Consider the following 18,153-nt stretch of genomic DNA (forward strand, 5'->3'; position numbering starts at 1 on the left):
CCCGCGTGGGCGGGGGGAACGTTCAGACGTTTTTACGTTCGATGGTTTGCTCGCCCCAGAACAGCGAGTCTTTGTCGGTTTTTTCGAAGGCGCGAACCAGCACTTCATCGTTGCCTTCTTCCCAAATCTGCTCAGCCAGCTTTTCGTCATAATTGGAGACTTCAAAGATGGCTTCGGCAATCTCCGGAGAGGTATTGCGTAAACTTGCCCATTCGCCCACGTGGTGAGCTTTGGATTCTTGAGTTGGCATACTTGTCCTCCTGTTGGGTTAGCCGTTCAGTTTTTTTGCAAGACCCGCGACGTATTCACCCTGATAGCGGGCGATTGAAAGTTCTTCATTGCTTGGCTGACGTGACCCATCCCCACCGGCAATGGTTGTCGCGCCATACGGTGTCCCGCCACGAACCTGGGAAACATCGAACAGTTCCTGCGCGCCGTAGCCAATCGGCACAATCACCATCCCATGATGGGCAAGGGTAGTCCAGGTGGAGGTGATCGTCTGCTCCTGGCCGCCGCCCGTGCCGGTAGAGCTGAACACGCTGGCCAGCTTGCCGTATAACGCGCCGGAGGCCCAGAGCCCGCCCGTCTGGTCGAGGAAGGTGCGCATCTGGCCGGACATATTGCCGAAGCGGGTCGGGGTGCCGAAGATAATGGCATCATAGTCCGCGAGCTCCTGCGGGGTGGCGACCGGGGCGTTTTGTGTTTTCCCCCCGGCTTTGGCGAAGGCTTCCGCCTGCATGGTTTCCGGTACGCGTTTAACCACGACCTCAACGCCGTCTACTCTGTTTGCGCCTTCTGCTACTGCGTGAGCCATGGTTTCAATGTGTCCATACATGGAATAATAGAGCACCAGAACTTTTGCCATTTTGCATCACTCCTCGTTGGTTTTTCTTACAGCGGATCGCTGCGTTCCTTTAAAGATATGACATCACAGCCAGACTGCAAAAATGAACGGCATTTCTTTGATATATAACAATATCTTTTGGTTATGCGCCTTGTAGCAAAATGAAACAACTTTCGCGGCGCGGATTTTTCAAAATATAAGAACGGCTTATGAATGACTTCCCCGACATTTCATACGAAAGGCTGAGATCATGTTGCAGAATATTACCTCTCGCTTGCCGGATAGCCGCATTACACTAAGCTTAGTTTCACGCGGCACAGATAAAGGCACTGTCCTTGAGCCGCGAGGTGAAAGAATCCTCTTTTACTGAATGCAATATGATGTCTAATGTTTCACACTCTGGAGGTTAGAGATGGCAAACCATCGTGGTGGTTCAGGTAATTTCGCTGAAGACCGTGAAAGAGCATCAGAAGCAGGTCGTAAAGGTGGCCAGTCTAGCGGGGGCAACTTTAAAAACGACCCTCAGCGCGCATCAGAGGCTGGTAAAAAAGGGGGTAAAAATAGCCACGGCAGCAACAAGTAGTACGCCGGGTTAACTCCCTGCCGCCGGGTTTCCCGGCGGTTTTTTTATGTCTGCTACATTGAACTGTCATCAAAGGCATCGCACACTACAGGATTGATTCTTCGTGCTGGTGTCCCATGTCCGTTTCCCGTTTTACCTTCTCCATTAAGCCTCAGGAAGCCATCCTGATTTTGATCACCATGTTCTGGGGCGGAACCTTTCTTGCCGTTCAGTACGCGGTCACGATGAGCGATCCGTTTTTCTTCGTGGGGCTGCGCTTTGCAACCGCGGCGATTGCCGTGGCGCTTATTTCGCTGAAAACCCTGCGCGGGTTGACCCTGAGAGAGCTTAAAGCGGGTGTCGCCATTGGCGTGGCGATTGCCATGGGCTACAGCCTGCAAACGTGGGGGCTCCAGTCTATCTCCAGCAGTAAATCCGCCTTCATCACCGCCATGTACGTAACGCTGGTGCCGCTGTTGCAGTGGTTGTGCCTCGGCAGAATGCCGGGCTTGATGTCGTGCATTGGCATCGTGCTGGCGTTCATCGGCCTTATTTTATTAGCCGGGCCGGAAAATAATCTGCTGGCGCTGGGGCCGGGGGAGATCATCACTCTGGTGGGGGCCGTCGCCATTGCGGCAGAAATTATCCTGATTAGCGCCTGGGCAGGAAAAGTGGACGTCAAGCGGGTGACGGTGGTGCAGCTTACCACCGCGTCGCTGGTGGCGTTCGCGACGATGGTGCCGGCAGGGGAGTCCGTCCCGCCGATGTCTACCGGGCTTATCGTCGTGGCGCTGGGGCTGGGCATTTTCAGCGCCATTATCCAGGTCACCATGAACTGGGCGCAGCGCAGCGTATCCCCAACTCGGGCGACGGTCATTTATACCGGTGAACCGGTATGGGCGGGTATTTTCGGGCGACTCGCCGGGGAGCGTATGCCCCTGCTGGCGCTGGTGGGCGCGGCGTTTATTATCGCCGGGGTGCTGGTGAGCGAGTTGAAGTTAAAAAAACGACGTAAGGCGACTGCCGGATTGAGCGCTGAACAAGGGGCAGATAGCTAATAACGCGCAGCCTGCCCGTTTAGCCCGGCGGCGCTTCGCTTGCGCGGGCCTACTTGCCAATTGTAGGCCGGGTAAGCGTAGCGTCACCCGGCAAGAAAGCGGCACGTATTTCAGGTGGAGGGGGTGATGGCTTTTCCTTGCGGTACATCCCTTTTCCGGCGGCTCAGCAGGGCGTTGAGCAGGATCGCGCCGAAGGTCGCCGTGCCAATCCCGCCCACCGTAAACCCGCCCAGCGTCAGGGCGAAATCACCCGCCCCCAGCACCAGCGTCACCGCCACCATGATCAGATTACCGTTCTGGCTCAGATCAACATGATTCTGCACCCAGATGCGTGCCCCCGCCACGGCAATCAGACCAAATACCACAATCGAGGCGCCGCCAATCACGGGGGCCGGGATGGTGTGGATCAATGCGCCGAATTTCGGGGAAAAGCCGAGCAGCATCGCCATCACCGCCGCCGCCACGAAGACCAGCGTCGAGTAGACTTTGGTCACAGCCATCACGCCGATGTTTTCCGCGTAGGTCGTCACGCCGCTGCCGCCGACCGAGCCGGAGAGCATGGTCGCCAGACCGTCTCCCACAAACGCCCGCCCCATATACGGATCCATATTGCGCCCGGTCATTCCCGCTACGGCTTTCAGGTGGCCCAGGTTTTCAGCCACCAGAATCACCGCGACAGGCGCGATGAGCATCATCGCCTGAGCGTTAAAGGTGGGGGAGGTCATCTGCGGCAGGCCGAACCAGGCGGCCTGGTGAATCAGTGTGAAATCAACCGGTTTGCCGAGACCGAACACGTTCGCCAGCAGCGCGTAGACCAGACAGGCCGCAATCAGCCCGACCAGGATCAGCAGCCGTTGGATCATGCCGCGCGTAAAGACCGCCACCACGCCGATGCACAGCACCGTTATCACCGCCATCCAGCTTTCAAACGGCGAGCCGGATACGCTCTTCACCGCAATCGGCGCGAGGTTCAGGCCTATCGCCATCACCACCGCCCCGGTGACGACGGGGGGCATCATTCGCTCGATCCAGCGCGTGCCGACTTTCATCACCACCAGACCGGTCAGGGTGTAGACCAGCCCACAGGCGATAATGCCGCCGAGGGCCACGCTCAGGTTGGGGTTAATACCCTGACCGTTAAACCCGGTCGCTGCAATGACCACCCCAACGAAGGCGGCGCTGGAGCCCAGATAGCTGGGCACACGCCCGCCGGTGACAAAAAAGAACAGCAGGGTACCCATACCCGACATCAAAATGGCGAGGTTAGGATCCAGCCCCATCAGCATGGGCATCAGCACCGTCGCCCCAAACATCGCGACCGCATGCTGCACGCCCATCACCATGGTCTGCCCGAGCGGGAGCCTTTCATCCGGCGCGACCACGCCTGCTTCTGTGGAGGTCGATTTCAACTGCCAGTGGGGAAGTCCGAACATGATCTGTCTCCTGAATGCGGATTAACAGGCGGGTCGCATAAGTGCGTGATAGCCGCGGTCAAACCACACCAGCCCTTGCGGCGCCGGGTGGCGTACGATGGATACAATGTCGCAGAACAGAATGTCGTGAGTGCCAACGCTCACCACCTGGCTGATGCGGCAGTCGAACGAGGCCAGCGCATTTTCCAGACGTGGGCAGCCCGTGTCGCCTGTCTGCCAGCGAGCGGCGGCAAAGCGTTCCGCCATCGGCGTTTTCCCGCCAAACAGGTTGGATAATGGCTCCTGTCCGGCACTCAGCGTATTAACACACAGGGTGCGGTTCTCGCTGAAAATCGGCCAGACGGACGCGCCACGGTTGAGGCAAACCAGCAGAGTGGGCGGGGTATCGGTTACGCTGCATACCGCGCTGGCGGTGAAGCCCGCTTTTCCCGCCGGGCCGTCGGTGGTGATGATATTGACTGCCGCACCGACGCAGGCCATGGCATCACGGAACGTTTGTTGATCGAGGGTCGTCATGATGGCTCCTTATTTACGCCAGCCCGCAGGCATCGTCAAAGGCCAGACGCGGCAGGCGTCCGTACAGTTTGCTCATATCGCCATAGCCGATGTTAATCAGCAGATTGCTTTTGAGCAGCGTGCCCGTGAAAAAGGCCGCGTCCACTTTTTCCCGGTCAAAACCCGACATCGGCCCAGTGTCCAGCCCGAGCGCGCGGCAGGCGAAAATCAGGTACGCGGCCTGCATTGAGCTGTTGCGAAAGGCGGTCTCTTCCGCCAGCGCGGGGCTTGCGGTAAACCAGCTTCTGGCATCGCCGTGCGGGAACAGTTCAGGCAGGCGCTCATAAAACTCGCTGTCCCAGGCGACAATCGCCGTGACCGGGGCCGTGAGCGTTTTCTCCAGGTTGCCGCTGGAAAGCGCCGGGCGGAGCTTCTCTTTTCCTTCCGGGCTTCGCACAAACACAATGCGCGCCGGTGAGCAGTTGGCGGACGTCGGCCCCCATTTCATCAGGTCATAAATCTCGCGCAGCGTCTCGTCACTGACCGGTATATCCAGCCAGCCGTTATGGGTACGTGCGCCGGTAAACAGCGTTTCCAGCGCGGCGGGCGTGATGGCTTCGCTCATTCAAGCTCCTTACAAAGCGGGTTCTGGGCTGTGCAGCAGGCTCGCAAGCCCGTTCAGCAGCAGAGTGTTAAAGGTGTCCGGCGCGGTAACGTTGCAGGCATGCCCGCCCTGGCGCATGACCGTTTTGCGGGCGTGCGGGAGGGCGGCGTGCAGTTCAGCGGAGCAGACGGACGGCACCAGCAGATCGTCGGTGGAACAGATAATCTGCACGGGGCAGCGAACGCGTGCCGCGTGGCGGCTAAAATCGGCCTGCTTCAGGGCATGTAGCCTGCGCAGCAGATTGGCTTTGCCCTGAAAGTGGGCCAGCGCCAGCGCGTCCTCGGCCTCCAGCCGCGGGGCGCGGGCGGCCATCCAGTCTGCCGGGTAGAGGAACAACGGCTGCGCCTCTACCCACGCCTGCGCGCCGCCCGCATGCAGCAGGCGTTCGCGAACGTCAAAACAGCGGCGGGTATGGGCATTGAGGGTCAGCCAGCCGTTGACGCAGACCAGCGCGGTGAGGGCGTCGGGCTTATCGATAGCCAGCCGCAGGCCGACCAGCGCCCCCAGCGCGTGACCGACCACGCAGTAACGGGCGATCCCGGCCCCGGCTAACGCCAGCGCGAGCTCGTCGGCCATGTGTGCGAGGGTGTAGTCTTCCGGCAGGGGATCCGGATTATTCCCCGTGCCCCGCTGGTCGTAGCACACCACCTGATACTCCTGCCCCAGCACGGCGAGCTGAGGCAGCCAGTAGTTGCCGCTGCCGCCGAGCCCGGCAATCAGCACCACCACGGGCGCACCCGCAAAGGGGGGCCGGGAAATGGACAGTTTCATGGCCGCCTCACTTTGCAATGTGCGCAACGGTGGCAATTTCAACCAGCGCTTCGGGCTTTACCAGCCCGCACTGGATGCAAAACCGCGCCGGTTTATCGCCGGGGAAAAACTCCGCGTAGATTTCGTTAATCGCGGCGTAGTTTTTCCAGTCGGTGATAAAGATGCTGTTGAAGGTCACGTCCTCCATCGTCCCACCCGCCGTTTCGATCACGGTTTTGATCGTCTCCAGCACGTGGCGGGTTTGCGCCTTTGGGTCATCGATAAACACCACGTTGTTATCTTTATCAAACGGCAGCGTGCCCGAGACATACACCACGCCGTCAGCGAGGGTGCCGGGGACAAACGGGGCAATCGGGGTGCTGGTGCCCGGCGGAATAATCACGGATTTCGGCATAGCGGTTCTCCTCAGGCGATGCGAGCGAGCGGGGGATCCAGCGCGTCGCAGAAATCATTGACGTTACTGACCCAGCCAAAAAAGGTTTCGATATTGAACAGGGCGGCTTTCTGGGCAAAATCCGGCCCGGCCTGATGGGTGGCATCCTCCAGCACCACCCCAAAATACTCGAGGAAAAAGCCGTCGCGCAGGGTCGACTCCACGCACACGTTGGTGGCAATGCCCGTAAAGACCAGATGACGAATGCCCCGGCTGCGCAGCAGGCTGTCGAGCGGGGTATTGAAAAAGCCGCTGTAGCGCGGTTTCGGCAGCACGATATCGCCGGGTTCCGGTACCAGCTCATCCACCAGCTGATAATCCCAGCCGCCTTTCGCCAGCAGCGTGCCCTGGAGTTCGGGCCGTTGGCGCATGGTTTTCAGGGCGTTGGATTTGTGAAAGTTGGGTGAGCCGGGACCGCCAGCCTCGACGTACTGCTCGTCCCAGCCGTTCTGGAACCAGACGATCAGCATGCCCGCAGCACGCGCGGCGCTCACGGCGGTTTTGATGTTCTCAATCACCGGCTGCGTGGTGGAGACGTCAAACCCGGCCAGATCCAGATACCCGCCTTTACTGGCATAGGCGTTTTGCATATCCACCACGATCAGCGCGCTGCGCTGCGCGTCAAAGGTAATGGCTTCCGGGCGAGCGTTGAGGGTCGTCATTACGCCACCTCCTTCGTCACGGCAGGGATGTGGGCGCGGCACTGCATCAGCGGCTGAATGCGCTCGCCGAAAGTTTCCACGCCGGTGAGAAAATCATCGAAGGTCAGCAGCACGCCTTCGGCGCCGGGCACGGCAGCCACTTCGTCGAGCATTCTGGCGACGCTGGCATACGAGCCAACCAGGGTGCCCATGTTGATATTGACGGCAGACGTCGGGTCGGCCATCTGGCGAACGTTGGTGTCCGCGCCGGAGCGGGTATCCTTCTGGCTCTGCTCGGTAAGCCAGCTCAGCGCTTCGTCATCCGCGCCGTCCTTGTATCGTTCCCATTTGGCGCGCGCGGCGTCGTCGGTTTCGTCGGCAATCACCATAAACAGCACGTAGGAGCCCACGTCGCGCCCGGTTTTGTCGGCGGCCGCTTTCATGCGTGCCGCGGTGGGCGCGAAGGCGGCCGGGGTGTTAACGCCTTTGCCGAAGCAGAAGTTGAAGTCGGCGTATTTCGCCGAGAATTCCATTCCCGCGTCGCTCTGTCCGGCGCATATCACCTTCATCGGCACCGACGGCTGCGGGCTGACGCGGCAGTCGTTCATGGTGAAGAAGTCGCCTTTGAAATCGCTTTTGCCGGTGCCCCACAGATCGCGCAGCACCTGCACATATTCAGTCAGGTAGTCGTAGCGACGGGAGAAGTAATCGTCCCCCGGCCAGATCCCCATCTGCTCGTACTCCGGCTTTTGCCAGCCGGTGACCAGGTTAACGCCAAAGCGCCCGCCGGAGATGGAGTCGATGGTGGAGGCCATCCGCGCCACGATTGCCGGGGGAAGGGTAAGGGTGGCGGCGGTGGCGTAAATCTGGATGCGCGAGGTTACCGCCGCCAGGCCCGCCATCAGGGTGAAAGACTCCAGGTTGTGGTCCCAGAATTCGGTCTTACCGCCGAAACCGCGCAGCTTGATCATCGAGAGCGCAAAGTCGAAGTGGTAGTGCTCCGCTTTCTGCACGATGGCTTTATTCAGCTCAAAGGTCGGCATGTATTGCGGGGCAGTGGTCGAGATAAGCCAGCCGTTGTTGCCGATCGGTACAAATACGCCAATTTTCATCACGAACCTCTCTTCATTACGTCGCAGGTGTCACGATGTTTTTGCAAAGGCAGTGCCAGTTTTGAAAATCACTTTGTTATTAATGTGTTAAATGATGGTTGTTAAAATTAACAGCGAAAATGTGGACTGGATGGTCAAAATCATTGCACAGAAAACAGGCACTCATGCGCGCTGAGGGTGCAGAAGGTCGTGGCGAGACGGGGGTTTTGCTATGCTGAGCGCAGGACAGAAAATGGAGAGCGAAAATGACACAAGGCGCAGTGAAAACACCCGGTAAACGTTCGCAGGCGGTGAGCGCCAAGAAACAGGCGATCCTCAGCGCTGCGCTGGAGACATTTTCGCAGTTTGGTATTCACGGTACGCGCCTTGAGCAGGTGGCGGAGCAGGCCGGGGTGTCCAAAACCAATCTGCTCTACTACTACCCGTCAAAAGAGGCGCTCTATATCGCGGTGATGCAGCAGATCCTCGATATCTGGCTGGCACCTCTCAAGGCGTTTCGCGAAGAGCTGGCCCCGCTGGTGGCGATAGAGGAGTACATACGCCTGAAGCTGGAGGTATCGCGTGATTACCCGCAGGCATCAAGGCTGTTCTGCCTGGAGATGTTGCAGGGCGCGCCGCTGTTGCAGGCGGAGCTGACCGGCGATTTAAAGCAGCTGGTGGACGATAAATCGGCCATTATTGCCGGATGGGTCGCCAGCGGAAAACTGGCGCCCGTCGATCCGCATCATCTGATCTTCATGATTTGGGCCTCAACCCAGCACTACGCTGACTTCGCGGCCCAGGTCGAGGCGGTGACCGGTAAAACGCTCCAGGACGAGGCGTTTTTCCAGAGCACCCTGGAAAACGTACAGCGGATGATTATCGAAGGGATCCGCGTGCGCTAGTTTCCCGGCGGAAGAGGACAGCTTAAGTCGCCCTCTTCACACTGCATCAGCGTGGCCAGAAACGCTTCGCGCTCCGCGGTTTTCTCCGCCAGACACTGGTTAACAATCATTGGCTGAACGCTCCCGCCTTCCGTACCCGAACCGATAAACGCACAGTCCGCGTCGCGCAGGCTAATCCACGCCTGCTGCGCCTTTTTCAGGAGATCGCGCTGAGGCGCTGCCGCACGTTTGATGGCGGCCTGATACGTCTCGTTGAGCTTTTTATCGGCGGCCTGGTACTGCTGCGCGCTACAGGTGTTCAGTTCAAGCTGGGTGGTCGCGTTATCGCACTCGTCGGCCAGCGCGCTGGCGCTCATGAGCAGGGCTGCACCTGCGAGAAATACTCTTTTCATCATCCCCTCCATGTAAAAAAGCCGGATACGCTGTGCTTATCCGGCCTGGGCTATTTTGTAGCCCCGGTAAGCGTAGCGTCACCGGGGAGAGTTTACACGATTAACCGATTGTCATCAGGCTGGCGTTACCTCCCGCCGCCGCGGTGTTGACGCTGAGCGAGCGCTCAACGTACAGGCGCTCCAGCAGCAGGTTGGTCTCCCCGCGGGCGAAGCCCTGCACCGAGACAATCGCGCCGCTGCGGGCCGCCACCTGCTCGCACAGTTCGCGTAGCTGGTCGGAATCACCGTGGTAGATCACCGCGTCAAACGGCTGGGTCAGCAGGGCATCGGCTTTCGCAAAGCGAATGCGGGCCGAGACCGCTTTTGGCAGCTGTTTGGCGAGGTCGCGATGCAGGGCATCTTCCGGCCACAGCACCTCACAGCCCGTTGCCGTTGCGGCTGCCAGCTGCACCAGCGCGTCCTGCTCGTTATCCGCCACGCACAGCACACGCTCGCGCGGCATCAGCGTCCAGGTGTTGCGCTCACCGGTAGGACCCGGCAGCAGACGCTGTGTTCCCGCCTGCGCCAGCTCGCCGTACTGCTGTGCAATCGCATGCAGCTCGGGACGATTTTCAGCCCACTTAATCAGCGCGTCCAGCGGTTGGGTCAGCACGGCTTTCACCTGCGCATCCACCGGATATTCCGCGTCCTGACGCGCCAGCGTCACGCCCAGCGCATTTTCCGGACGGTTTGCCAGCAGACGGTACAGATAGAGCGGACCGCCCGCTTTCGGGCCGGTGCCGGAGAGACCTTCACCGCCGAATGGCTGCACGCCCACGACCGCGCCAACCATATTGCGGTTGACGTACAGGTTGCCGACTTTAGCATTGCCGGTCACCTGGGCAATAGTTTCGTCGATACGGGTATGCACGCCAAGCGTCAGGCCGTAACCCGAGGCGTTGATCTGATCTATCAGCTCGTTGAGGTTGTTACGGTTGTAGCGCACCACGTGCAGTACCGGACCGAAGACCTCTTTTTTCAGCTCGTCGAAGCTTGCCAGCTCAATCAGCGTTGGCGGCACGAAGGTGCCTGTCTGCCACTCGCGGGCATCTTCGCTGTTCTCGCGCACCGCCTGGAACACCGGACGGCCTTTGGCACGCATGGTCTGAATGTGGTTTTCGATGTTGGCTTTGGCTTCCGCGTCGATCACCGGCCCGATGTCGGTGGTGAGACGGCCCGGGTTGCCCATGCGGCATTCCGCCATCGCACCGCGCAGCATCTTCAGCGTGTGGTCAGCCACGTCATCCTGTAAGCACAGTACGCGCAGGGCGGAACAGCGTTGGCCCGCGCTGTCGAAAGCAGAGGCCAGCACGTCAACGACGACCTGCTCGGTGAGCGCGGAGGAGTCCACGATCATGGCGTTCATGCCGCCGGTTTCAGCGATCAGCGGGGTAGGACGGCCCTGCGCATCCAGACGGGTGGCGATGTTGCGTTGTAGCAGGGAGGCCACTTCGGTAGAACCGGTAAACATCACGCCGCGTACGCGGTTATCGGAGGTCAGTTTGGCCCCGACCGTTTCACCGCGCCCTGGCAGCAGCTGCACCACGCCCGCCGGTACGCCCGCTTCCAGCAGAATGCTAATGCCCTGGGCGGCAATCAGCGGGGTCTGCTCTGCCGGTTTCGCCAGAACGCTGTTGCCTGCGGCCAGCGCCGCGGCAATCTGGCCGGTGAAGATCGCCAGCGGGAAGTTCCACGGGCTGATACACACCACCGGGCCGAGCGGACGGTGGGTTTCGTTGTCGAAATCATCGCGCACCTGACCGGCGTAGTAGTGCAGGAAGTCGACCGCCTCGCGCACTTCGGCGATGGCGTTGCTGAAGGTTTTACCCGCTTCACGCACCAGAATGCCGATAAGCTGCTGCATCTGATCTTCCATCAGCACCGCCGCGCGTTCCAGAATGGCGGCACGCTCCTGCGGCGGGGTGGCAAACCAGATTGGCGCGTTGTTCACCGCGCTCTCCAGGGCCTGCTCCACTTCCGTTTCCGTGGCTTCGCGCACGTAGCCGACGATATCCTTCGGCTCTGCCGGGTTGATCACCGGCTGCATTTCACCGTCCTCAACGGACTGCTCAAGGATCGGCCTGGCCTGCCACTTCTGCAATGCGCTGTTAAGCAGGGCGGAAGAGAGCGACGCCAGACGGTGTTCGTTCGCCAGATCCAGACCCGCCGAGTTGACGCGGCCCGCGCCGTACAGCTCGCGCGGCTGGGCAATTTTCGGATGCGGCAGACCAATCTGGCCTTCCTGCGCCGCCATCTTCTCAACGGCCTGTACCGGATCGGCCACCAGTTCGTCCAGCGGCAGGGTGGTATCGGCGATGCGGTTAACGAAGGAGGTGTTCGCCCCGTTCTCCAGCAGACGACGCACCAGGTAGGCCAGCAGGGTCTCGTGGGTACCTACCGGGGCATAGATTCGGCACGGACGGTTCAGCTTGCCGTCGGCCACTTTACCGGTCACTTGCTCGTACAGCGGTTCACCCATGCCGTGCAGGCACTGGAACTCGTACTGGCCCGGATAGTAGTTCTGACCCGCGAGGCTGTAGATCGCCGCCAGGGTGTGGGCGTTGTGGGTGGCGAACTGCGGATAAATCAGGTTCGGCACGCCGAGCAGTTTTTTCGCGCAGGCGAGGTAAGAGACGTCGGTATAGACCTTGCGGGTATAGACCGGATAACCTTCCAGACCTTCCATCTGGGCGCGTTTGATTTCGCTGTCCCAGTAGGCGCCCTTCACCAGACGGATCATCAGGCGGCGACGGCTGCGGCTGGCCAGGTCAATCAGGTAGTCAATGACGAACGGACAGCGTTTCTGGTAGGCCTGGATAACGAAACCAATCCCGTTCCAGCCCGCCAGCTCCGGCTCGAAGCACAGTTTTTCCAGCAGGTCGAGGGAGATCTCCAGACGGTCCGCCTCTTCGGCGTCGATGTTGATGCCGATGTCATACTGGCGCGCCAGCAGGGTCAGGGACTTCAGGCGCGGGTAGAGTTCTTCCATCACCCGGTCGTACTGCGCACGGCTGTAGCGCGGGTGCAGGGCGGAAAGCTTGATAGAGATGCCCGGACCTTCATAAATACCGCGACCGTTGGACGCTTTACCGATGGCGTGGATCGCCTGCTGGTAAGAGACCATGTAGGCCTGCGCGTCGGCGGCGGTCAGCGCCGCTTCACCCAGCATGTCGTAGGAGTAGCGGAAGCCTTTGTCTTCCAGCTTGCGGGCGTTCGCCAGCGCTTCGGCAATGGTTTCCCCGGTGACGAACTGCTCGCCCATCAGGCGCATCGCCATGTCCACACCCTTGCGGATCAGCGGCTCGCCGCTCTTGCCGATGATGCGGTTCAGAGAGCGCGACAGGTTGGCTTCGTTATGGGTGGAGACCAGCTTGCCGGTAAACAGCAGGCCCCAGGTGGCGGCGTTAACGAACAGGGACGGACTGCGGCCAATGTGGGAGTGCCAGTTGCCGTTACTGATTTTGTCGCGGATCAGGGCATCGCGGGTGGCTTTATCCGGAATACGCAGCAGCGCTTCCGCCAGACACATCAGCGCCACGCCTTCCTGCGAGGAGAGGGAGAACTCCTGCAACAGACCCTGCACCATACCGGCGCGTCCGCTGGCGGTTTTCTGGTTACGCAGCTTGTCGGCGAGCTGATACGCGAGGCTGTGCGCCTGAGCGGCAACGGCTTCCGGCAGGCGCGCCTGCTCCAGGAGCATCGGCACGGCGTCGGTTTCGGCACGGCGGTAGGCGCCGGTAATGGCGGCACGGCTGACGGACTGCGGCAGGATCTGCTCGGCAAATTCCAGGAACGGCTGGTGGTTCTCTTCAACGGCCGTCGCGGCCTCTTCGCTTTCGTTCGCTGCACCCGCCAGCAGGGCAGGCAGCTCCGGCAGACCTTCTTCACTCTCCAGTCTTTCCAGATAGTTAAAAATCGCCTGCTTGATTAACCAGTGCGGTGTGCGGTCGATGCGGGTCGCAGCGGTTTTAATCCGTTCGCGGGTAGCGTCATCCAGCTTAACCCCCATGGTGGTCATCCCCATGCCAAAACTCCTGTTGTTCTGTAATAGCGTTCTGTTGATAGCGTGAAATATCCACCATGTTGCAACTTTGTGCAACCGTGTTAAATGTGACCTGGTCTGCAAGCTGGAAAATGAATGGATTGTTAACGATTAGTTAGCTGTGAAAAAGAACGTGCGGCGGTTTCTGAGCCCAGTTTTTATGCGGTGCTTAACACTTTTTAAAGGTGCAACCCGTAAAAGCGTGAGCGAGTGCAACCTATAGGAAAGACGTATAAAACCAGGGATGAAATTCATGTAAATGCAGTGTTAAATCGTTTGTCAGTGGGATGCGTATACGGCAGGATAGCGCGCCCAACGGAAACACATACACACATCACTACGTTCCGGTGATGACATAACAAGGCAACCCGGACGGTTGTCGCTCGACATTTTGGAGAATTTGAATGGCTATTAGCACACCGATGCTGGTGACATTTCTCGTTTATATTTTTGGCATGATCCTGATAGGGTTTTTGGCATGGCGTTCCACTAAAAACTTTGACGACTACATCCTCGGCGGGCGCAGCTTAGGCCCGATGGTCACCGCACTCTCTGCGGGCGCTTCCGACATGAGCGGCTGGCTGCTGATGGGGCTGCCGGGCGCGATTTTCATCTCCGGTATCTCCGAAAGCTGGATCGCCATCGGCCTGACCGTTGGCGCGTGGATTAACTGGAAGCTGGTGGCAGGCCGTCTGCGCGTGCACACCGAAGCCAACAACAACGCCCTGACGCTGCCGGACTACTTCACCGGACGCTTTGAAGATAACAGCCGTATCCTGCGCATTATCTCCGCGGTGGTGATCCTGCTGTTCTTCACCATCTACTGTGCCTCCGGCATCGTGGCGGGCGCGCGCCTGTTCGAAAGCACCTTCGGCATGAGCTATGAAACCGCCCTGTGGGCCGGCGCCGCAGCAACCATCCTCTATACCTTCGTGGGCGGATTCCTGGCGGTAAGCTGGACCGATACCGTGCAGGCGAGCCTGATGATCTTCGCCCTGATCCTGACTCCGGTGATTGTCATTTTCACCGTCGGCGGCTTTGGCGAATCGCTGGAAGTGATCAAGCAGAAGAGCATCGAAAACGTCGATATGCTGAAAGGGTTGAACTTCGTCGCCATCGTCTCTCTGATGGGCTGGGGCCTGGGCTACTTCGGCCAGCCGCACATTCTGGCGCGCTTCATGGCGGCGGATTCTCACCACACCATCGTTCACGCGCGTCGCATCAGCATGACGTGGATGATCCTGTGTCTGGCGGGGGCGTGTGCGGTCGGCTTCTTCGGTATCGCGTACTTCAACAACAACCCGGCGCAGGCGGGCGCGGTGAACCAGAACGCCGAGCGCGTATTCATCGAGCTGGCGCAGATCCTGTTCAACCCGTGGATTGCCGGTATTCTGCTCTCCGCGATCCTCGCGGCGGTGATGTCCACCCTGAGCTGTCAGCTGCTGGTGTGCTCCAGCGCCATCACCGAAGACCTCTACAAAGCGTTCCTGCGTAAGGGCGCGAGCCAGAAAGAGCTGGTGTGGGTAGGGCGCTTTATGGTGCTGGTGGTTGCGCTGGTGGCGATTGCGCTGGCGGCAAACCCGGAAAACCGCGTCCTGGGGCTGGTGAGCTACGCCTGGGCGGGCTTCGGTGCGGCATTTGGTCCGGTGGTGCTGTTCTCTGTACTGTGGTCACGCATGACCCGCAACGGCGCGCTGGCGGGGATGATTATCGGTGCGGTAACCGTTATCGTCTGGAAACAGTTCGCGTGGCTGGGCCTGTACGAAATCATTCCGGGCTTCATCTTCGGCAGCCTCGGTATCGTGGTGTTTAGCCTGCTGGGTAAAGCGCCGTCTGCGTCTATGCAGAAACGCTTTGCGGAGGCGGACGCGCACTATCACTCAGCGCCGCCGTCTAAGCTCCAGGCTGAGTAATTTACCCCTCATCCTAACCCTCTCCCCGGTGGGGAGAGGGGATAGTCCTTTCACCTATGTGAGTCTTCATCAATGAGAATTAAAACAGGGTTAATGGTGGCAGCATTCGTGATGCTGGCGGGCTGTAGCGCACCCGCACAGCACGCGGCGGTGGAAACCTGCAAAGCAGAAAATCAGATGCAGCAGACCACGCTTTATTTCGGCTTAAACCGTCCTGCCGGGGCGCAAATCACAGGCAACGAATGGCAGCAGTTTGTCGACCAGGACGTGACGCCACGCTTTCGCGATGGTTTAACGGTATTTGATGCGCGCGGTCAGTGGCTGGGGAATGATGGAAAAGTGGCGCGCGAGCCGAGCAAGGCATTGATGCTGATCCACGGTAAAGATGCGCAGAGCGAGAAGAACATCGAAGCGTTGCGCGGAATTTATAAATCACGCTTCGCGCAGGAGTCGGTGATGCGGGTCGACCAGCCGGTGTGCGTGCAGTTTTAATGAAAACGGCGGGATAACCCGCCGTTGTTGTATCGTAGGCCCGTGCAAGCGAAGCGCCGCCGGGCACAAAACTTACAGCACCAACCCCGCAAAGCTTGCCGACAGCAGGCTTACCAGCGTTGCCCCGTATACAAGGCGTAAACCAAACCGCGACACCACGTTACCCTGTTGCTCATTCAGACCTTTTATTGCCCCCGCCACAATGCCAATGGAAGCGAAGTTAGCGAACGACACCAGGAACACGGACAAAATCCCCAGCCCGCGCGGTGACATTTGATGGGCTATTTTTTGCAGCTCGATCATCGCCACAAATTCATTCGCCACCAGTTTAGTTGCCATAATGCTCCCCGCGCTTAAGGCATCGCTCAGCGGAATACCAATAAGCCACGCCAGCGGATAAAACACATAACCCAGAATCTGCTGGAAGCTCATGCCAAATATGCCGGAGAAGAGGGCGTTAATGGCGCTAATAAGGGCGATAAAGCCAATCAGCATCGCCAGAATAATCATCGCCACCTTAAAACCGGCCAGAATATACTCGCCCAGCATTTCAAAGAAGCTCTGGGATTCGTGCAGTTTTTCCAGCCTGATATCCGGCTCCGCTTCCGGGCGGGCCGGGTTAATGACCGAAAGAATAATAAAGGTGCTGAACATGTTCAGGATCAGCGCCGCGACGACAAACCTGGCGTCGAGCATAGTCATATAGGCCCCGACAATCGACAGCGAAACCGTCGACATGGCCGTGGCAGCCATCGTAAACAGACGACGCGAGGAGAGATCGCCCAGCACGCCTTTGTAGGCAATGAAGTTTTCAGACTGACCGAGGATCAGCGAACTCACCGCGTTAAAGGATTCCAGCTTGCCCATGCCGTTCAGTTTTGACAGCAGCGTCCCGATCACCCGAATAAAGATCGGCAGAATACGCCAGTGCTGAAGAATACCAATCAGCGCCGAGATAAAAATAATGGGGCAGAGCACGCCAAGGAAAATGAACGCCAGCCCTTTTTCACCCATCCCGCCAAAGACAAAATTCGTCCCTTCGGCAGCGAATTTAAGCAGCGACTCAAAGAAACCGGAAACGTATTTAATAATAAACAGGCCGCTTTCTGCGTGGAGGAAAAAGAACGCCAGCGCGATTTCGATCACGATCAGCTGTAAAACGAAACGAATACGAATTTTTCGGCGGTCGAAACTCACCAGCCAGGCGAGCGCAAGAATAATCACCAGCGCCAGCAGGAAATGGACAATTTTAAACATGGCTTATTTTCAGTTGGTTTTCGAGGCGGACATTTAGCCACAGCCCCGGTTAACCGTAAATGGGCATTTTCGTTATACCTTATAAACGTAACGGTTACTCAGGCAATTATTACTCCGCAATGCGTTTACATCTGGTCATCAAAACGCAACACATTTCGCTTGTTTTTCTTGTTGCCGTAATGATAATCACTATCACAAGAATTTACTTTTCTTTGCATCAGTTGACCGCGATAAACATTTAAGGTGTCGGCATGTTTGTTCCTTTTCTCATTATGTTACGTGAAGGCCTTGAAGCGGCCCTGATTGTTAGCCTTATCGCCAGTTATCTGAAGCGTACCCAGCGCGGACGCTGGATTGGCGTCATGTGGGTTGGGGTTTTCCTTGCTGCGGCGCTCTGCCTGGGCCTCGGTATCCTCATCAACGAAACCACCGGGGAGTTCCCGCAGAAAGAGCAGGAGCTGTTTGAAGGGATCGTCGCCGTGATTGCGGTGGTGATCCTCACCTGGATGGTGTTCTGGATGCGCAAGGTCTCCCGTAACGTGAAGGTACAGCTTGAGCAGGCGGTGGATAACGCCCTGCAAAAAGGCAACCACCACGGCTGGGCGCTGATCATGATGGTCTTTTTCGCCGTGGCGCGTGAAGGCCTGGAGTCTGTGTTCTTCCTGCTCGCGGCTTTTCAGCAGGACGTGGGCATCTGGCCCCCACTGGGCGCGGTGCTCGGGCTGGCCACGGCGGTTGTGCTTGGCTTCCTGCTCTACTGGGGCGGCATTCGTCTTAACCTGGGGGTGTTCTTCAAGTGGACCAGCCTGTTTATTCTGCTGGTGGCCGCAGGGCTGGCGGCAGGGGCGATCCGCGCCTTCCACGAAGCGGGTCTGTGGAACCACTTCCAGGACGTGGCGTTCGATCTCAGCAACGTCCTGTCGACCCATTCACTGACCGGTACCCTGCTCGAAGGGATCTTCGGCTACCAGGAAACGCCGAGCGTCAGCGAAGTGGCGATGTACTTTATCTATCTGGTTCCGGCGCTGATCCTGTTCGCTATGCCGCCGCGTACCGGCTCGCAGACGTCGCGCGTAGCGCCGTAAGTGCTGTTTTAGTTACAACATACTTTTAAAGGGAAG

18 protein-coding genes are annotated in these 18,153 nt (G+C 58.8%); 6 read left to right on the forward strand and 12 right to left on the reverse strand.

The features are described 5' to 3' along the window. Positions 1-22: 22 nt before the first annotated feature. Both KTH07_RS05485 and wrbA read right to left on the reverse strand, forming a co-directional pair. A complete protein-coding gene (locus tag KTH07_RS05485; protein WP_032634012.1) occupies positions 23-250 on the reverse strand; it encodes a YccJ family protein in 228 nt (75 codons plus the stop codon). An 18-nt stretch (positions 251-268) separates the two neighbouring features. After that, the gene (wrbA, locus tag KTH07_RS05490; protein ID WP_006809323.1) at positions 269-865 is read right to left on the reverse strand and encodes an NAD(P)H:quinone oxidoreductase; all 597 of its coding nucleotides are present in this window, start codon (positions 863-865) and stop codon (positions 269-271) included. Positions 866-1,256: 391 nt separating this feature from the next. Between wrbA and KTH07_RS05495 the strand changes: the two genes are divergently transcribed. Further along, a complete protein-coding gene (locus KTH07_RS05495; RefSeq protein ID WP_001273664.1) occupies positions 1,257-1,427 on the forward strand; it encodes a general stress protein in 171 nt (56 codons plus the stop codon). 116 nt (positions 1,428-1,543) lie between these two features. Then, positions 1,544-2,464 carry a DMT family transporter gene (locus tag KTH07_RS05500; RefSeq protein WP_075606868.1) on the forward strand — a complete coding sequence of 307 codons (921 nt, stop codon included), beginning with the start codon at positions 1,544-1,546 and terminating at the stop codon, positions 2,462-2,464. A 110-nt stretch (positions 2,465-2,574) separates the two neighbouring features. On the opposite strand, the gene rutG is transcribed toward KTH07_RS05500, so the two are convergent. From rutG to rutA, 7 genes are read right to left on the reverse strand one after another with little or no spacing between them, the layout of a single operon-like run. Next, positions 2,575-3,897: a pyrimidine utilization transport protein G gene (gene rutG, locus KTH07_RS05505; RefSeq protein WP_017384776.1), complete on the reverse strand. Its 1,323-nt coding sequence runs from the start codon at positions 3,895-3,897 to the stop codon at positions 2,575-2,577. Positions 3,898-3,918: 21 nt separating this feature from the next. Next, entirely contained in the window at positions 3,919-4,413 is a 495-nt protein-coding gene (gene rutF / locus KTH07_RS05510) for an NADH-dependent FMN reductase RutF (RefSeq protein ID WP_032619953.1), read from the reverse strand. Between the two features lie 13 nt (positions 4,414-4,426). Beyond that, positions 4,427-5,017, reverse strand: a complete 591-nt coding sequence (locus KTH07_RS05515) for a malonic semialdehyde reductase (RefSeq protein ID WP_032619952.1) — start codon at positions 5,015-5,017, stop codon at positions 4,427-4,429. A gap of 9 nt (positions 5,018-5,026) precedes the next feature. Then, positions 5,027-5,827: a pyrimidine utilization protein D gene (rutD, locus tag KTH07_RS05520; RefSeq protein ID WP_217310895.1), complete on the reverse strand. Its 801-nt coding sequence runs from the start codon at positions 5,825-5,827 to the stop codon at positions 5,027-5,029. Between the two features lie 7 nt (positions 5,828-5,834). Further along, positions 5,835-6,221, reverse strand: a complete 387-nt coding sequence (rutC, locus tag KTH07_RS05525; RefSeq protein ID WP_015570870.1) for a pyrimidine utilization protein C — start codon at positions 6,219-6,221, stop codon at positions 5,835-5,837. An 11-nt stretch (positions 6,222-6,232) separates the two neighbouring features. Further along, positions 6,233-6,922 (reverse strand): pyrimidine utilization protein B, encoded by a 690-nt coding sequence (rutB, locus tag KTH07_RS05530; protein ID WP_032619950.1) that lies wholly within the window; start codon positions 6,920-6,922, stop codon positions 6,233-6,235. After that, positions 6,922-8,013 carry a pyrimidine utilization protein A gene (gene rutA / locus KTH07_RS05535; RefSeq protein ID WP_003858092.1) on the reverse strand — a complete coding sequence of 364 codons (1,092 nt, stop codon included), beginning with the start codon at positions 8,011-8,013 and terminating at the stop codon, positions 6,922-6,924. Before rutA ends, rutB begins: the two co-directional genes overlap by 1 nt. Before the next feature lie 245 nt (positions 8,014-8,258). Here rutA and rutR point away from each other — a divergent pair, with 245 nt between their 5' ends. Beyond that, a complete protein-coding gene (gene rutR, locus KTH07_RS05540) occupies positions 8,259-8,897 on the forward strand; it encodes an HTH-type transcriptional regulator RutR (RefSeq protein WP_003858090.1) in 639 nt (212 codons plus the stop codon). Here the strand turns inward: rutR and KTH07_RS05545 are convergent. Further along, on the reverse strand, positions 8,894-9,289 hold the full coding sequence (locus KTH07_RS05545; RefSeq protein ID WP_017384770.1) for a lysozyme inhibitor LprI family protein: 396 nt from the start codon (positions 9,287-9,289) through the stop codon (positions 8,894-8,896). The two genes, rutR and KTH07_RS05545, sit on opposite strands and share 4 nt — an antisense overlap. 100 nt (positions 9,290-9,389) lie before the next feature. Beyond that, complete coding sequence (gene putA / locus KTH07_RS05550; protein WP_032619949.1) at positions 9,390-13,352, reverse strand: trifunctional transcriptional regulator/proline dehydrogenase/L-glutamate gamma-semialdehyde dehydrogenase; 3,963 nt, start codon at positions 13,350-13,352, stop codon at positions 9,390-9,392. Between the two features lie 422 nt (positions 13,353-13,774). Here putA and putP point away from each other — a divergent pair, with 422 nt between their 5' ends. After that, entirely contained in the window at positions 13,775-15,283 is a 1,509-nt protein-coding gene (gene putP, locus KTH07_RS05555; RefSeq protein WP_017384768.1) for a sodium/proline symporter PutP, read from the forward strand. 72 nt (positions 15,284-15,355) lie between these two features. After that, the gene (locus tag KTH07_RS05560) at positions 15,356-15,775 is read left to right on the forward strand and encodes a DUF3574 domain-containing protein (RefSeq protein ID WP_023296292.1); all 420 of its coding nucleotides are present in this window, start codon (positions 15,356-15,358) and stop codon (positions 15,773-15,775) included. Positions 15,776-15,847: 72 nt separating this feature from the next. Here the strand turns inward: KTH07_RS05560 and KTH07_RS05565 are convergent, their stop codons facing one another. Continuing rightward, positions 15,848-17,032 (reverse strand): NupC/NupG family nucleoside CNT transporter, encoded by a 1,185-nt coding sequence (locus KTH07_RS05565; protein ID WP_017384766.1) that lies wholly within the window; start codon positions 17,030-17,032, stop codon positions 15,848-15,850. Between the two features lie 251 nt (positions 17,033-17,283). Between KTH07_RS05565 and efeU the strand changes: the two genes are divergently transcribed. Then, positions 17,284-18,117, forward strand: coding sequence for an iron uptake transporter permease EfeU (gene efeU, locus KTH07_RS05570; protein WP_023303410.1), 834 nt, complete (start codon positions 17,284-17,286; stop codon positions 18,115-18,117). The last annotated feature ends 36 nt before the right edge of the window (positions 18,118-18,153 follow it).

The organism is Enterobacter cloacae complex sp. ECL72 (assembly GCF_019056635.1).
GTDB classification, from domain to species: domain Bacteria; phylum Pseudomonadota; class Gammaproteobacteria; order Enterobacterales; family Enterobacteriaceae; genus Enterobacter; species Enterobacter hormaechei_C.

Coding starts and splice junctions, on each gene's coding strand:
- putA (WP_032619949.1), bottom strand. CDS start 13,352: ATGGGGATGACCACCATGGGGGTTAAGCTGGATGACGCTACCCGCGAA.
- KTH07_RS05545 (WP_017384770.1), bottom strand. CDS start 9,289: ATGAAAAGAGTATTTCTCGCAGGTGCAGCCCTGCTCATGAGCGCCAGC.
- rutC (WP_015570870.1), bottom strand. CDS start 6,221: ATGCCGAAATCCGTGATTATTCCGCCGGGCACCAGCACCCCGATTGCC.
- KTH07_RS05515 (WP_032619952.1), bottom strand. CDS start 5,017: ATGAGCGAAGCCATCACGCCCGCCGCGCTGGAAACGCTGTTTACCGGC.
- putP (WP_017384768.1), top strand. CDS start 13,775: ATGGCTATTAGCACACCGATGCTGGTGACATTTCTCGTTTATATTTTT.
- rutF (WP_032619953.1), bottom strand. CDS start 4,413: ATGACGACCCTCGATCAACAAACGTTCCGTGATGCCATGGCCTGCGTC.
- efeU (WP_023303410.1), top strand. CDS start 17,284: ATGTTTGTTCCTTTTCTCATTATGTTACGTGAAGGCCTTGAAGCGGCC.
- KTH07_RS05485 (WP_032634012.1), bottom strand. CDS start 250: ATGCCAACTCAAGAATCCAAAGCTCACCACGTGGGCGAATGGGCAAGT.
- KTH07_RS05500 (WP_075606868.1), top strand. CDS start 1,544: ATGTCCGTTTCCCGTTTTACCTTCTCCATTAAGCCTCAGGAAGCCATC.
- KTH07_RS05565 (WP_017384766.1), bottom strand. CDS start 17,032: ATGTTTAAAATTGTCCATTTCCTGCTGGCGCTGGTGATTATTCTTGCG.
- wrbA (WP_006809323.1), bottom strand. CDS start 865: ATGGCAAAAGTTCTGGTGCTCTATTATTCCATGTATGGACACATTGAA.
- rutB (WP_032619950.1), bottom strand. CDS start 6,922: ATGACGACCCTCAACGCTCGCCCGGAAGCCATTACCTTTGACGCGCAG.
- rutD (WP_217310895.1), bottom strand. CDS start 5,827: ATGAAACTGTCCATTTCCCGGCCCCCCTTTGCGGGTGCGCCCGTGGTG.
- rutR (WP_003858090.1), top strand. CDS start 8,259: ATGACACAAGGCGCAGTGAAAACACCCGGTAAACGTTCGCAGGCGGTG.
- rutA (WP_003858092.1), bottom strand. CDS start 8,013: ATGAAAATTGGCGTATTTGTACCGATCGGCAACAACGGCTGGCTTATC.
- KTH07_RS05560 (WP_023296292.1), top strand. CDS start 15,356: ATGAGAATTAAAACAGGGTTAATGGTGGCAGCATTCGTGATGCTGGCG.
- rutG (WP_017384776.1), bottom strand. CDS start 3,897: ATGTTCGGACTTCCCCACTGGCAGTTGAAATCGACCTCCACAGAAGCA.
- KTH07_RS05495 (WP_001273664.1), top strand. CDS start 1,257: ATGGCAAACCATCGTGGTGGTTCAGGTAATTTCGCTGAAGACCGTGAA.